At 57.3% G+C, this 14,861-nt stretch carries 14 protein-coding genes and 1 tRNA gene; 1 reads left to right on the top strand and 14 read right to left on the bottom strand.

Features of this window, described 5'->3' with window-relative positions; genetic code table 11:
- Window positions 1–776: 776 nt before the first annotated feature.
- The 13 genes from DW806_RS14290 to DW806_RS14230 all read right to left on the bottom strand — a co-directional run bounded on the left by DW806_RS14290 (window position 777) and on the right by DW806_RS14230 (window position 13,378).
- Window positions 777–2,027 (bottom strand): DUF4317 domain-containing protein, encoded by a 1,251-nt coding sequence (locus DW806_RS14290; RefSeq protein ID WP_118730375.1) that lies wholly within the window; start codon window positions 2,025–2,027, stop codon window positions 777–779.
- Between the two features lie 770 nt (window positions 2,028–2,797).
- Window positions 2,798–3,385 (bottom strand): hypothetical protein, encoded by a 588-nt coding sequence (locus DW806_RS14285; RefSeq protein ID WP_118730374.1) that lies wholly within the window; start codon window positions 3,383–3,385, stop codon window positions 2,798–2,800.
- Window positions 3,373–4,098 (bottom strand): sigma factor, encoded by a 726-nt coding sequence (locus DW806_RS14280; protein WP_118730373.1) that lies wholly within the window; start codon window positions 4,096–4,098, stop codon window positions 3,373–3,375. Before DW806_RS14280 ends, DW806_RS14285 begins: the two co-directional genes overlap by 13 nt.
- Window positions 4,099–4,497: 399 nt before the next feature.
- The gene (locus DW806_RS14275) at window positions 4,498–4,710 is read right to left on the bottom strand and encodes an S-layer homology domain-containing protein (protein WP_118730372.1); all 213 of its coding nucleotides are present in this window, start codon (window positions 4,708–4,710) and stop codon (window positions 4,498–4,500) included.
- A gap of 171 nt (window positions 4,711–4,881) precedes the next feature.
- The gene (fliB, locus tag DW806_RS14270) at window positions 4,882–5,973 is read right to left on the bottom strand and encodes a flagellin lysine-N-methylase (protein ID WP_118730371.1); all 1,092 of its coding nucleotides are present in this window, start codon (window positions 5,971–5,973) and stop codon (window positions 4,882–4,884) included.
- Window positions 5,974–6,030: 57 nt separating this feature from the next.
- Window positions 6,031–6,996 (bottom strand): DUF4373 domain-containing protein, encoded by a 966-nt coding sequence (locus tag DW806_RS14265; protein WP_118730370.1) that lies wholly within the window; start codon window positions 6,994–6,996, stop codon window positions 6,031–6,033.
- Window positions 6,997–7,242: 246 nt separating this feature from the next.
- Window positions 7,243–7,333 (bottom strand) — tRNA-Ser (locus tag DW806_RS14260).
- A gap of 297 nt (window positions 7,334–7,630) precedes the next feature.
- Window positions 7,631–8,257, bottom strand: a complete 627-nt coding sequence (locus tag DW806_RS14255) for a cytidylate kinase-like family protein (RefSeq protein WP_117751971.1) — start codon at window positions 8,255–8,257, stop codon at window positions 7,631–7,633.
- Between the two features lie 149 nt (window positions 8,258–8,406).
- Entirely contained in the window at window positions 8,407–9,114 is a 708-nt protein-coding gene (locus DW806_RS14250) for an ABC transporter ATP-binding protein (RefSeq protein ID WP_110435076.1), read from the bottom strand.
- Window positions 9,115–9,131: 17 nt separating this feature from the next.
- Window positions 9,132–9,890, bottom strand: coding sequence for an ABC transporter ATP-binding protein (locus DW806_RS14245; protein ID WP_110435077.1), 759 nt, complete (start codon window positions 9,888–9,890; stop codon window positions 9,132–9,134).
- A gap of 3 nt (window positions 9,891–9,893) precedes the next feature.
- Window positions 9,894–10,976 (bottom strand): branched-chain amino acid ABC transporter permease, encoded by a 1,083-nt coding sequence (locus tag DW806_RS14240; RefSeq protein ID WP_118730369.1) that lies wholly within the window; start codon window positions 10,974–10,976, stop codon window positions 9,894–9,896.
- Between the two features lie 12 nt (window positions 10,977–10,988).
- Entirely contained in the window at window positions 10,989–11,870 is an 882-nt protein-coding gene (locus tag DW806_RS14235) for a branched-chain amino acid ABC transporter permease (RefSeq protein ID WP_110435079.1), read from the bottom strand.
- Between the two features lie 323 nt (window positions 11,871–12,193).
- On the bottom strand, window positions 12,194–13,378 hold the full coding sequence (locus DW806_RS14230) for an ABC transporter substrate-binding protein (protein WP_118730368.1): 1,185 nt from the start codon (window positions 13,376–13,378) through the stop codon (window positions 12,194–12,196).
- 566 nt (window positions 13,379–13,944) lie between these two features.
- Between DW806_RS14230 and DW806_RS14225 the strand changes: the two genes are divergently transcribed.
- Window positions 13,945–14,616, top strand: coding sequence for a M23 family metallopeptidase (locus tag DW806_RS14225; RefSeq protein WP_118648206.1), 672 nt, complete (start codon window positions 13,945–13,947; stop codon window positions 14,614–14,616).
- On the opposite strand, the gene DW806_RS15305 is transcribed toward DW806_RS14225, so the two are convergent.
- On the bottom strand, window positions 14,601–14,861 hold a 261-nt coding region (locus DW806_RS15305; protein WP_158578393.1), incomplete at its 5' end, for a hypothetical protein. The genes DW806_RS14225 and DW806_RS15305 overlap by 16 nt on opposite strands.

Genomic DNA, 14,861 nt, shown 5'->3' with positions numbered 1-14,861 from the left:
TCCTCTTTGAACTCCTACCTTTCCCTTGCTTCCTAATCTGGCGCAGATTGCCTATATGTGACCGCTTCGAAAATAGGAACGGCAGTCGGGTTACCGCAGCGTGTCTTTCTCCGCCTTTTCGCAGTTCACAGACAGCGTACTGCTACACATATGGGCAACTCTACGCAGGGCGCGGCATAGCAGTGCCGCGCAATTCGTGAGCGCGTTGTAATAGACAGCACCTACGAGGATAAATTATACCAGACATCTAAATTCGTAGGTGCCGTGCGGTATAACGTGTTAAAGAGTTGCGCGGCACTGTCATGCCGCGCCTGCTGGAAGTAGCCGACCTGTGTAGCAGTACGCTATCTGACACTGCGAACAGGTTGCTCAAGAGGACGAACTCCGAAGGTAGTTCGTCCGCAGCAGAGAAAAACTCCTCTGCCGTTCCCTTATTTCGAAGCGGTCACATGTCGGCAATCTGCGCCAGACTAAGAAATAAAGGGAAACGGGAGTTAAGAGGGTAGAAACCGTAGGTGTCTACCCTCTTGCCCCGCCGCGGGGCGCGGCGAATCCCCGCGCTCCGCAGAGCGCAACTCCTCGCTTGATTTCAAGCGAAAAACTCCCCGCCCGTCAGGGGCGAACACGCTGACGCAGTTCGTGCACCCCGCTCAGCCGGTGCTGAAAAAAAGCTGCCGCCCGGAAAGGGTGAACCGCCTGCGCGGTTCAGTTTCCCCACTCAGCCGGTGCTGAAAAAACGAAAAGGGCATACCTTTCGGTACGCCCTAATGTATAAATTATTCCACTTCCACGCCGTTGATCCGCGCGGATTCATCCCCGGTGAGCGGAATGACAAGGCACTTCTGCCCTTCCACAACCTCGGTATGGACGTTTACGGCTCTCTCCTGCGGCATGCGCACGTCGATGACCGTGCCGGTCTCCCACGGAACATCGTCCTCGTCCGTGTCGGTGGCGTTTGCTGCCTGATGCGCCAGCTCCTGCTGCAGCACTGCCACCTTCTGCTCCAGGGCGGCGGTATGCGCCTTGACCGTGCCCTCCTCGACCAGACGGCTGTCCAGCACGTTATGCGCCTGCGGCGGCTGGTCACCGAACACCTGCTCGTACGACTTCTCGATCTGCGCGCGCACCTCATCCGGCACCTCGGCCTCGGTCGCCAGACCGGAAACCGCCTCGGCGGTCAGCTCGACCGGCGGCAGGCTCTCGTCCTCCTCCCGCTCGGCCACCATGGCGCTGATGGTCTTCTGCATCTGGAAGAACGCCGCGTCCGCCTGCTCCTCATCCTCACCGAAGGCGTCGTGCACCACGTTCTTGAATGCCAGCTTGTCCTCGGCAGCCGTGCGCTGCGCGACACAGCCGAGCACGTTCTCGATGAACTCGGGGTGCGACGGACGACCGGTCTTGACGTAGTACATCACGGCGTTGACATCGCTGCCGCGGTTTGCAAATGCCGGGTACACAAAGCCGAGGTCGGGCAGACCGACCACCCAGTCGCGCTCCCGCGCACCGATGCGGTTTTCGTCCTCCTTATAGCCGAGCGCAGGCTTCGCCAGCTCGACCGGGCAGACCGCGCACACGCAGTACGCATACAGCTCGGTGGATTCGTCCTGGTCCTCGCCCGAGGTAGCCTTGCTCGGCACGTCGTACACATCGTGGTAAACCACGATCAGGTAGTTGCCCGGGTAGCTGTACTCCTCGATCACCTGCTCGTACAGACGGTCAAGCAGCTCCTCGTTCGCCAGCTTGCTGTCCTTGAGCGTCAGCAGGTATTTCTGGTGCTCGATGCCGCTGTCGCTGCGGTCAAACTCCAATTCCAGCAGGTTTGCGCCGAGCGTGCCGCTGAACGTCTTTTTGGCGATCTCGAGGTACTTGTAGTATTCATCCTCTTCCAGTTCGGAAAACTGCTCGGTAAACTTGGTCACGATCTGCTTGCCGCTGTTGACGTAGCAGCCGCACAGACGCCCGAACGTGCATTCGGTCTTTTTCAAACGGCGGCGCAGCTCCTGCACATCGCCCTTGGTGATATTCATAGGTTTCGCTCCTTAGCGTGTGGATTCGGTATATACAAGTATACGGCATTTTCCATGCAAAAGGCAAGCATTTTCACGCAAAAAGCGGCCGACCGGGTAAGGTCAGCCGCAAATTGACAGGTTTTGCGCCTGTGTGATATACTTGTCATAAGGAAACGCCTGTTTGCATGGACAAACGGTCAGCTCCTCTTTTCCTCCCTCGGTTTGAGGCGGAAAGGAGGTGGCGTAAATGCGGAAGAAAGCACTTCAGCTTTTGGTATGTGCAGTCATTGTATTGTACATTTTCTCCGTATATGCGCGATGACCGTCCGGCGGCAACCGTACGGTCATCTGTGAAAACTTTTGACTGAACTTGGGAGCTGACCGTCCAACGGACGGCGTTTCCCTTTAATTACATTATAGCACACTTTCAGGTGCTGTCAACCTGCGGAAATTGACATTTTTCGCACGTCCTGTTATACTTAACTCGTGGAAACGCTGTTGCACACGCAGTGAGCAATCACTGCAGGCGGTCAGATCTTCTTCTTCCCCACGGTCTGTGGGCGGAAGGAGGTGCTGCGCATGAGGAAGAAAGCCTTTGAGCTTTTTATCTGTGCGGTCATTGTACTGTACATGTTCCTTATAAATGCGCGATGACCGCTTGGGCTGGCCCCCAAACGGTCATCTAACAAATGACTACTTAGAAAGGGTCTAACCGCTGCGCACAGCGTTTCCCTTTTTGTATCTTTATTATACCACACTCCCGCGCCAAGTCAAGCGCGGGAGCATTTTTATGCCTGCTCTGCGCTCTCACTCTGCCGGCTCTCTCCCGAAGCGTTCCCCGGTTTCTCCGGCGGCTGCACCCTCACCTCAGGCAGGTTTCTCTTATCGCCGGACTGCCGGAACCGATCGTCAATATGCTCACGGAGCCGTTCGGCGTGGCCGCTGCTGCGCGAGGTCACGGTGATGCTGACGCGCTCGCCTTCCTTTGCTTCCTGCCGGACGGTATGCTCCACCGCCTTATCAATGCGTGCAAACCGCGGAATTTTGCCGTCCGGCGGCTGCTCCTTGCCGGAAACGCGGGCGCCGAGCACCTGATTGAACCGGTTTACCGTATACTCCACGCTGTCCGTGCCGCCCACGATGCTGACGCTGGCATATGGCTCATACGCGGCGTACACGCTGGTGGTCGCCATGCCGCACAGGACAGCCGCACACGCCGCCCAGGTCAGCGGCTTTTTCCACCGTCTGCGGTGCTTCGCCGGAATCCGAATCTCCTGTCCGACTGCTCTGTTCTTCGCGTCTACAAGGTGAACCGTGCCGTCCTCCGCGAGCGCGGCGGCCTTTCCCGCTCGAATATCCGTAATTATCGCACGCATTGCTCTGCCTCCTTGCGCATGGTCTGCAGATAGGTGCAGAGGATGGGGTAATCGCCGTCGATGAGCAGCGCCGCCGCTACAATGTAATCCCGGTGACGGGTTATCGTCCGCGCCGACACGCCGCACTGCTGCGCGAGCGCCTTGACCGGCAGGCTGTGCGCGCTCTGCATGGACGCGAACAGCACCGGCGAATGCAGCAGCGTGCCGACCGCCACGGCGCAACTGCGGCGCGTCTTGTCCGACTTGGGTGAGCTTGCCGCTAAATCATAAAACACGAACCCATACTTCTCAAACACCGTGTTTGCCGCCTCGATTTCCTCCTGTGCGCTGACCGGCTTTACTTCGCTCATCTGCTCCGCGACCGCCTGCTGCATGGCGGCGTCCGCACTCTCGCGGTCCACCGTGCCGTCGAACGTCTGCGGGGCAAGCGGCGTTTCCGCGTCAAACCGGTGTTGACTGCGGTAATGGTCGGCAAGGCGTCTGCCAATCACAAGCGACGCATACGCGCCGAACGGCCCGCTTGCCGGGTCGTAGCCCTTGATGGCTTCGTAGAAGGCCAGCAGCGCGACCGAGTATTCATCGTCGCTGCGCGTAACCGCAAAGCCTGCGTGCCTGCTCGCGCACCGGAGAACGAACGCCTCGTGCGCCTCAATAAACCGCTCCAAAAACGGCTCGTCCGTGCGTGCGCGGACTGCCTGTGTGCTCGTCTGCATGCCGCCGCCTCCCTTCCTTTGATGATACTATCATAAATTTGTTCTGTGTTGAAACGGTGTACCGACTGTTACCGTTCTGCGTAGACTTCCGTATGTTTTGAAGGACACAGACAGCAAAAAGCACCGCAGAATACAAGCTGCGGTGCTCTTTCATTCGTTCAGGCTGTTGCTTTCTCGTTCTCTTCGCGCGTTAGCGCGCATTCAATAGGATTGCATTGCAATCCATAAAAACGGGGAGCATGTATCAGCGCAGCGCGGTCAAGAAACCGCGCAAGGATAGCGCAAATTTTTATACTTCCGGAGGGAGAAAGTTTCAACCAACGGGCGGAACTTTCGGACGACTTTGGAACGGCCCACGGTCCGTTCCTACTTGTCGGCGAAACTGTAGTTTCGCGACAGTCAGAGTGCAGCGAACCGCTGCAGCATCGCCGCGCACTCCGCGCGGGTTGCCGTAGCCTCGGGAGCGAGTGTCGAGGACGTTTTACCGGTCAGAATGCCGTTCTTGACGCACCACTGCACCGCCTTTTCCGCATACGCAGAAACCGAGCCTGCGTCCGTGTAGGCGGACAGGTCCGCCGCGCCGTCCGGCTCGCCGGCATAGCGGTACAGCATGGCGGCAAGCTGCTCACGGGTGATATTAGGGAAAGGTAGGAGTTCAAAGAGGAAGGGAAACCGCAGGTGTTCCTTCCTTTTTGCCCCCCGCGGCGGGTGCCGCACTCCTCCGCTGTGGTTCAGCGCCGCAAAACAAAAACACCGCAGACCCCCAGTCCGCGGTGTTTCACATTATTCCATTTCGTCAAGGACGGAAAACGCGGCAAGCTGCTCGGTATTGTCCTCGTTATACTCAATCTCGCGCGAGTACGCCTTGCAGATGCAGATCTGCGCCCAGTGCGTGAGTTCCCCGTTGGTGAGCCACTCGTACACATCGAGCAGCTGAATGACCGCCGTGCTCACGAGCGCCAGCTGCACCTTGTCCTGCACGGCGTCGTCTCCGAGCGCCTTCATAAAGTGCCGGTACAGGAAGTACGTCAGCAGGTTATCGTATTCATGGCGTTTGCCCTGATACGCCTGCAAAAACGCCTCTCTGCGGGCTAAAATCTCCGGCAGGCGCACCTTTGCGCCGGTCAGCAGCGTGCGCCAGTCGTCCTTGTTGATCTCAAAGCCGAGCAGCAGCTCGAGCAGGCTCGTGAGCGTGCTCTCCCGCCAGAACGCCTGCGACCACGAAGCCGTGTCCTCGTCCGTCTCGCCTGCATCCTCATCCTCGGGAAACGGGAACAGCAGGTCGTCGTACTGCTCCTGCTGCGCCTTTGCCGTGCGGTAGAGCCTGTCGGCCTTGTCATCGAACGGCGCGTCCTCGCACGCCAGCCGGAACAGCGTATCGCGCATGGAAAACAGCACGTTCTCCAGTTCGGTTTCGGCCTCCGTGCCGGTTTCGGATACGCCGTCCGCCTCGGTCACGTCAAACGCCGGTGCGCCGGTCTGCGCGAGTATCAATTCGGCGGCAGCCTCACAGCACAAGCCGAGACCGTCCTCACGGCCGTCCGAAAACCACTCGTAATACCGCGGGTGGTCGGTGCAGATCTGCGCCATTTTGTCCTCGCCTAAGTGAAGCAGCACTTCGCACAGGTTGCAGTCGTTCAGCAGCGGACACCGCTCCTCGGCGTCCAGACGAAAGTGCGCCGGCTCTCCGGTCTGCGCGTCCGCAGGCGCAATGCTCGCGCGCAAACGCTCGCCAAAATCGCCGGGAACGGTCTCGTAGTACGCAAGGGAATCCTCGTCTACGTCGATCTCCCAGCCGATACAGCAGTTTTCCGTGCAGTCCGAGCCGATGCACCGGAATGCCTTGTAATACGCAGGACGGCGAATGTAGCCCATCCTAATCACCTCTCTTGTCTGTCTCATTATAGCAGACACGGGCGCGGTTGAAAAGGGTTATGACGGCACCGCCTTCTCCCTTGTGTACCGCTTGACCCGCTCGTACCATTCCTGATCGAACGCGGACAGCTGTTCGCTCGACGGCCCGATTGCGGGCTGCGCCGGTGCAGGCTTTGCCCGTTTCTGCATATCCTCAGCGGTGAGAATGCCGTCACGCTCGCAGTTCTGCAGCAGCGTGCGGAAATACCCTGCCGGATTGCGCGGTGCATTCTCAGCCGTCTGTCGGGCGGTATCTAAGAACACCTCACGCTGCATACCCTTGTTCTGCAGCCTGCGCAGCTCCAGACAGAAATTATGGTCAAACTTACAATTCAGTTTTTCTTCCAGTTCGGTCGTCAGACCAGAATCAGCCGTAACTGCTTTCTCTTCTCTGGTCTGCTCTGCTCTACTGTCCTCTACTGTCCTCTGCTCTTCTGTTCTCTGCTCTTCTCTGCTCTGTGTACTTTCTTGGCGAGAAATACCGATTTCTTGGCGAGAAATGCCCTTTTCTTGGCGAGAAATAAAGGAGCGCAGAATAAAAGCCTTGCCACTTGGGTTTTTCTCCCTCATTTCGTCCTCGGAGAGCAGCCAAATGTCAAAGTTGATCTGCTGGGCATTTCGTCCTAAGGTTGCGATGAAATACCCCATCTGTATTCTTTTGGATGTGAGAAAGCCGCGTTCATATAACGCAGCATGGAACAAGCCGCTTGCCACCAGCTGATCGACTACGGCGGCCAGTGTTTCGATCGTCACGTTTTCCAGTCCGGCGGTGTACTCGCGGAGCTGCCACAGCGTGTCCTCGCGGCCCTCGCCGCTGTAGGCGATGTAGTAGCCCTTGTCTCCGTAGGCAATGTCGAGCAGGCATTCGTACACATACGGCCCGAGCACGCCGAATTTCTGCCGTGCGGCTCTCAGCTTCGGGTCACGGTACAGGCCGATGTCGCGCGGCCACCAGTCCAATCCAACTTTTCTGTTTCTGCCCATGTGAGCACCTCCCTTTACCCTACCGCCGGAACGGATAAAAAATTGACCACAAATGGTCAACTCCGAAAAAATATTTTCCGGGAAATAAAAAAATCCTCCGCGTATTCGGAGGACATGCTCTATCAATGTTGGGCCATTTTGGGGCCATTTTCGATTTTTACCCTGCGTATGTCAGAAATTTACTTGCAACTATTTTTCTGTGTACAAATGCAAAAAGGACTGAAACCTTTCGATTTCAGTCCTCTATGGCGGAGAGTTAGGGATTTGAACCCTAGAGACGCTCATCACGCCTACACGATTTCCAATCGTGCGCCTTCGACCACTCAGCCAACTCTCCATCTTGTTAAGTTGTTGTCGTTTTTGATGACTCATCGCTGACGACTTGTTTAGTATATAACAGAATCCCCGTTTCGTCAACCCCTTTTTTTAATTTTTTTGAAAAAGTTTTTTCAGGTCGAATTGGGGCGATTGCAGGTGTAGGATTTGGCGTTGCGCAGACCATACAACGGCATACATTCCACCAAAGGATTCGACCTGTAAATCATAACGATTATGGGATACCGTAGAGTAAATCCTTTCAACCGCCAAACGCAAAAAAGAAAACCGCCTGCTCTCACAGACGGTTCTCCCCTGTTTACTTCTGAAACTGCTCGCGCACTTCCATATACTTGATGATCTCCTCAACCGTGCCGTCAAAGCCGAGCACGCCGCTGTTGAGCGACAGATCATAATTCCGCGCATCATACCAATCGTGGCCGGTGTGGTGCTTGTAGTAGCGGGCGCGGTACTCGTCGATCTCGGCGATCTTCTTTGCCACCTCGTTCTCGGGCAGCGAGTCCACCTTCATGGCCTGCTCGAGACAGAAATCCTTGTCCGCATGGACGAACACGCGCACAACATCCGGTCGGCCTGCCAGAATATAGTCGGCACAGCGGCCGATCATAACGCACGGACCCTGATCTGCCAAACGGCGGATGATCTTCACCTGATAGGCGAACAGCGCCTCATCCTTGAGGTAGGACTTGGACGAGTCGTTCGGCACGGGCGTGTTGCCGTGATAATGCGCGCGCAGGCGCGTCAGGAAATCGCCCTTGAGACGCTCGTCCGAGAACAGCATGGCATTTACACCGCTGTCCTCACTCGCCATGGTGATGATCTCGCGGTTGTAGAACGGAATGCCCAGCTTGTCCGCCAGCATCTTGCCGACCGTCTTGCCGCCCGAACCGTACTGGCGCGCGATGGTAATAACGTAAGGTTTCATAATTTACCCCCTACATAAATTGATAATTGAGAATGGAGAATTGAGAATTGAGAATTGTGGTATCGCGCATAGCGCGATTATTTAATATCGGCGCTGTGCGCCGCACATTCATTTTCCATTTTCCATTCTCCATTTTCCATTTCCGAAATTTATTCTCCCAGATAAGCTTTCTTAATAGAGTCATCATTCAGCAGATCAGCTGCCTTGCCGGTCTTGACAATTTTGCCGGTCTCAAGGACGTAGCCTCTGTCCGCGATGGACAGCGCCTTCTTTGCGTTCTGCTCTACGAGCAGGACGGTGGTGCCTGCCTTGGACACTTCCTCGATGATCTTGAAGATTTCGCCGACGAACAGCGGCGACAGACCCATAGACGGCTCATCGAGCAGCAGGATACGCGGCTTGCTCATCAGTGCGCGGCCCATCGCAAGCATCTGCTGCTCGCCGCCGGACAGCGTACCGGCTGCCTGATTTTTACGCTCCTCCAGACGCGGAAAACGCTCGTAGACCATTTTCAGCGACTCCGGAATCTCATTCTTCGGGCGGGTATACGCGCCCATACGCAGGTTCTCCGCAACCGTCAGACCCGCGAACACGCGGCGGCCCTCCGGAACGTGGCTCATGCCCAGCTTCACGATGGCATGACCCGGCTTGTGCGTAATATCCTTGCCCTCAAACGTCACCGTGCCGCCCTTCGACGGCAGCAGACCCGTGACCGTGTGCAGCGTGGTGGTCTTGCCCGCGCCGTTCGCACCGATGAGCGCTACGACCTCGCCCTCGTTTACCTCGAAGGAAACATCACGCAGTGCATGAATCAGGCCGTAATACACGTTGATGTCCTTTACTTCCAACATTGCCATACTTGTTTCCTCCTTTCTTATTCGCCCAGATATGCCTTAACGACTTCCGGATTGCTCAGCACTTCCTTGGGCGTGCCCTCAGCGAGCAGACGGCCGAAGTTGAGCACATACAGGTACTCGCAGATACCGGAGACCAGCTTCATGTCATGCTCGATGAGCAGAACGGTTACGCCGAACCTCTTGCGGACGATTTCAATCGTCTCCATCAGCTCCTCGGTCTCGTTCGGGTTCATGCCCGCGGCAGGCTCGTCGAGCAGCAGCAGCTTGGGGTTGGTAGCGAGCGCACGCGCGATCTCGAGCTTGCGCTGCTTGCCGTACGGCAGGTTTGCCGCCTTGTAGTCGGCTACGCCGTCCAGATCGAACACGCGCAGCAGCTCCATCGCCTTTTCGTCCATCTGCTTCTCCTTTTTGCGGTAGGAGCCGAGGTGGAACATGCTCTCTGCGAACGAGTAGGTGATCTGGTTGTGCAGACCGGTCTTTACGTTATCCAGCACGCTCAGCTGCGAGAACAGGCGGATGTTCTGGAACGTCCGGGCAACGCCCAGCTTGCAGATTTCATGCGGCTTTTTGCCGATGAGGTTCTGGCCGTCCAGACGGATGCCGCCGTCGGTCGGGCGGTACACGCCGGTCAGCATATTGAATGCGGTGGTCTTGCCTGCGCCGTTCGGGCCGATGAGGCCGACCAGACCGCCCTTTTCGATTTTCATGCTCAGCTCGTCAACGGCACGCAGACCGCCGAACGAAATGCCGAGCGAAGTAACTTCCAGCATTGCCATGGCTTACGCACCCTCCTTCTTGCCGCCGGCCTTTTCGGCCTTTTCCATCTGACGCATTGCGCGCTTCTCCAGCAGGCGAACCTTGAAGGAGGAGTTGTTGAACAGCATCATTGCAATCAGCAGGATTGCGTAGATGAGCATACGGTAGTTGCTCAGGCCGCGCAGCAGCTCGGGCAGCAGCGTCAGCAGCGCTGCGGCGATAATCGAACCCCAGATGTTACCCAGACCACCGAGAACGACGAATACGAGCACCAGAATGGAGGTGTTGAAGTCAAACTTGGCAGCGGTTACGGTGGAGAAGTTCATCGCGTACAGCGTGCCCGCCATGCCTGCGAACGCCGCGGAGACCACGAACGCGAGCAGCTTGTAGTGCGAGGTGGAGATGCCGATGGAGTCAGCGGCGATCTTGTTGTCGCGCACCGCCATAACAGCACGTCCCGTGCGGCTGTTTACAAAATTCAGCACGAAGAACAGCGTAACGAGGATGAGCACAACGCCCGAGGTGAAGGTGGAGATCTTGGTGACGCCGGATACGCCGATCGGGCCGTTGATGATCATCTTGCCGCCGTCGCCCAGCTGGAAATTCTGGTTGACCAGGCTGAAATGCAGACCGGCATCATCCAGACCGAGATACATAACGTTTACAAGGTTTTTGATGATCTCACCGAAGGCGAGGGTTACGATAGCGAGGTAGTCGCCCTTGAGGCGCAGTACCGGCACGCCGACGATGACACCCGCAATCGCCGCAAACAGTCCGGCAACGACCATGGCGACAGCCAGACGCAGCGGTGCAAGCGGAATCGCATCCGCCAGACAGGTGGTGGTGACAATGCCCGCAAACGCGCCGACCGACATAAAGCCCGCATGGCCGAGCGACAGCTCACCGAGGATGCCGACGGTCAGGTTGAGCGAGATCGCCATGACAACATACGCGCAGATCGGCACGAGCAGACCCTTGATCTGGCTGGAGATGCCGCCGCCCGCGATGGCTGCCTGCACGATGATGTACGCAATAATGACAATGCCGAAGCACAGCAGCGTGTCACGTCCGCGCTTGGACGCAGCATAGGATTTTAACTTGTTCATATGACTGCCCCCTTAAACCTTTTCGCTGACGTGCTTGCCGAGCAGGCCGTCCGGCTTGACCAGCAGCACCACGATCAGCACTGCGAACACGATCGCGTCCGACAGCTGCGTGGAAATGTATGCCTTGGCGAAAATCTCGATGATGCCGAGCAGAATGCCGCCGATGAACGCGCCCGGAATCGAGCCGATGCCGCCGAATACGGCAGCGGTGAATGCCTTGATGCCCGGCAGCGAGCCGGTGGTCGGCATCAGGGTCGGGTACGCGGAGCACAGCAGCACGCCCGCGATGGCTGCAAGACCCGAGCCGATCGCAAAGGTGATGGAAATGGTCGTGTTGACATTGATGCCCATCAGCTGGGCCGCGCCCTTGTCCTCAGAAACCGCACGCATCGCCGTGCCGACCTTGCTCTTGCCGGTGAACAGCATCAGAGCGACCATGATGACAACGCACGCCGCGATGGCAACGAGCGTCACCTTGGAGATCTGCATCTGACCGCCGAACAGGCTGAGCGCCTCGCCGGTAACGACCGAGGTAAAGGTCTTCGGGTTGGAGGACCAGATCAGCAGCGCCGCATTCTGCAGAAAGTACGAAACGCCGATGGCCGTGATCAGCACCGCCAGCGACGGCGCCATACGCAGCGGCTTGTAGGCAAGTCTCTCAATAACAACACCGAGCGCGGTGCAGACAATAACAGCCAGCACAACGCCCATCCACGCCGGCCAGCCGAGATAGGTGGTAGCGCAGAAGCACATGTAGCCGCCTACCATGATAACATCGCCGTGCGCGAAGTTCAGCATTTTTGCAATGCCGTAAACCATCGTGTAGCCGAGTGCGATGATGGCGTAGATGCTGCCCAGACTGATGCCGCTGATCAAATGATTCAAAAAGCTCATGGTTTGGAACACCTCAAATCTTTGTTTCTCTTGTTTATGAAATGGGGCAGTGGTTCGGCAATGGTCAAGCCACCGCCCCACCCCATAACTTTCGGTGGATGATACCTCTTTATAATAGGCGTAAAGGAGGACTGCTGCCAGACCTCCTTTACTCGCCTTGCGTTCAAATATGGTCCCGGACGAGCTTTGCCCGTTCGGGACACCGCTGCCCGCGCCGTGGCGGCGCGACCGCCTTTGCCGTGCAAAGGCGAAGGGGATATCCAAAAAAGTTTCTACGGAACTTTTTTGGTATCTAAGGGAGACAGAGTCCCCCTTAGAGGGTCTTACATACCAACGTAAGCGCCGTTCTCGATAACCATGCCCTTCGGGGACTTGGATACGGCACCGGTCTCATCCCAGGTCATGCCCTCACCGGTCAGGCCGTCAAAGGTCATGGAGGTGAACTGCTCGATCATCTTGTCGCACAGGTCCTCAGCGGACATATCCGGCGTTGCGCCTGCATTCTCGAGTGCCTGCTTGTAAGCGTAAACACAGTCGTAAGCGTCGGCTGCGAACTGGTTCGGGGTCTCGCCGAACTGCTCCTTGTACTTCTTAACGAAGGAAGCGGTCTTTTCGTCGGTTGCGTCTGCGTTGAACGGGGTCAGCAGCATTACGCCCTCGGCCAGCTTGGGATCAAAGCCTTCCATGGTCAGAATGCCGTCCATGCCGTCTACACCGAAGAACTTCGGCTTGTAGCCCATGCTGTTTGCCTGGGTCAGGATCAGGGATGCCGGCTGATAGTACATCGGCAGGAATACCAGGTCAGCGCCCTTGCTCTTTGCATCGTTCAGCTGAACGGAGAAGTCGTTCGCGGAAGCATCGGTGAAGGTCTTGTCGGAAACGACCTGCAGACCCTTGGTCTTTGCCTCTTCTACGAACTTGTCGTGAATACCGGTGGAGTAAACGTCATCGTTCTTCCAGATGATCGCAATCTTGGTGCCGAGCTTCTGCTCTGCGATGTACTGCGCGGATGCGGTGCCCTGGTTCGGGTCCATAAAGCACATCTGGAATACGTTGTCCTTGCCCTCGGTTACTGCAACGGAGGATGCGGACGGGGTCAGTGCGAAAATGCGGTCGCTGTAGTTCTCAGCGGCGGTAGCCTCGCACGGCTTGGAGGTTACGGAGCCGAGGGACAGCTGCATGCCCCAGTCCTTCAGGGTGTTGTAGGCGTTGACAGCCTTCTCGGCGTCGTGCTCATCGTCCTGATAGTTCAGCTCAAACTGAATATCGCCGCCCTCAGCGTTGATCTCGTCAACCGCGATCTGCGCGCCGTTCTTTGCAGCATTGCCGTAAATAGCAGCCGCGCCGGTCAGCGGGCCGGTGCCGCCAATCTGGAAGGCAGTGCCGGAAGCGGTGCTGTCGGAGCCGCTGTTCTGCGAATCGGAGCTGCTCGAAGCGGAACCGCCACAGCCGGTCAGCGCCGTAGCCAGCATAGCGCCGGCGAGGAGCATACTGAGTGTTTTCTTCATGGTGAAATCTTCTCCTTTGTTTCCCCCGAATCGGCATACCCTATCGGGTGTCTTGGATTATGCTTCACATTATACTACCATTTCCGCATTTCGGCTCACTTTTTTTGCGCTGAGAATACAATTTCAGATAATCTACTGATTATCTTTTGAGTAACTTTACGTTTTTTGTATCTTCTCACAAGAACACTTGTCCGCCCTGCAAGGATTCCTGCAAATTACTTCCATTCCGCCGTCATTTTTGCAGGGAGAGCCTGAAAAATTTTTCTCACGCTGAGAACCGCATAAGCGCCCTTCCCTTTTCATAAATTGGATTGACGTAATGACGCAGCGTACTGTTTGTAAATTCATTTTCGATCGCTATCCCGTAGGGGAGCACAGTGTGCTCCCACACCGCCGTTAAATGGGTGCGTGGCCGTTTCTTGCGCAGGCTCTGGTCGCGCTGCGGGCGAACAATGTTCGCCCCTACGGTTGTGCGTGTGCAAACCATTTATACGGCGGGGTGAGAGCAGAAGGTGAATTGTCGCACCCTGCGGTATGCCATTTTCACAACACCAAGGAGGTACCCCATGACCGAAAAACGCCACGGAAAAGGACTGCTATTCATCGTAACGCTGGTTCTCGCTGCCGGTGTGATAAAGTACGCCGATATCCCCTTCGCGCAGACCGTGCGCGAAAAGGCGGCTTCCGCCCTGTCCGGCGCGGCAAACGCGGACCATGTTCTCGCGGTATTCGGCGGCTCTGCCATGCCCGCAGATACCGTTCCCGCGGAATCCTCCGGCGGTGCGGACGATATTTTAGACCGCGACCAGACCCTGTTCCCCGACACGGTTGACCAGACCGTCTATCCGATGGAGTTCGAGCACACCACGCCGACTTCCGGCACGCTGACGTCCTCTTTCGGCAGCAGGCTCAGTCCCATCACCGGTCAGCCGGGCTTCCACTACGGGCTTGACCTTGCCGCAGACGAGGGCACGCCCATCACCGCCTTTGCAGACGGCACGGTGCGCGAGACCGGCGAATCCGGCTACGGCCTGTACGTCATTGTCGATCACGCGGACGGTTTTGCAACCTTATACGCGCACTGCAGCAGCATTTCCGCCAAAGTCGGTGATACCGTCACCTGCGGCGAGCAGATCGCCAAGGTCGGTCAGACCGGCAACGCCACCGGTCCGCACCTGCACCTCGAGCTGTGGCACAACGGCGCGGCGCTCGATCCCGCCGACTATCTCGCACTGTGAGCCGAATTCAAGTCCGTGACGGCTTTCTTGTGCTCATGGCTGCGCTCTGGTGCGCGGATGAGAGCGGCGTGCTCCCCATTTTCCTGCTGGCGGCGGCTGTACATGAGTGCGGACACCTTTTCGTCATTCGGCTGTCCGGCGGCACGGTGCACGCCCTGTGCCTGACCGCCTGCGGCGCTGTCCTGCGGTGCAGCCTGCCGCCATCGCCGTTTTCGCGCGCCGCGATCTGCCTCGCCGGACCGGCG

The organism is Butyricicoccus sp. AM32-19 (genome assembly GCF_003480365.1).
Taxonomy (GTDB): domain Bacteria; phylum Bacillota; class Clostridia; order Oscillospirales; family Butyricicoccaceae; genus Agathobaculum; species Agathobaculum butyriciproducens.
Note: the sequence above shows the minus strand (reverse complement) of the source record. Positions and strands in the feature narration are given on the sequence as shown.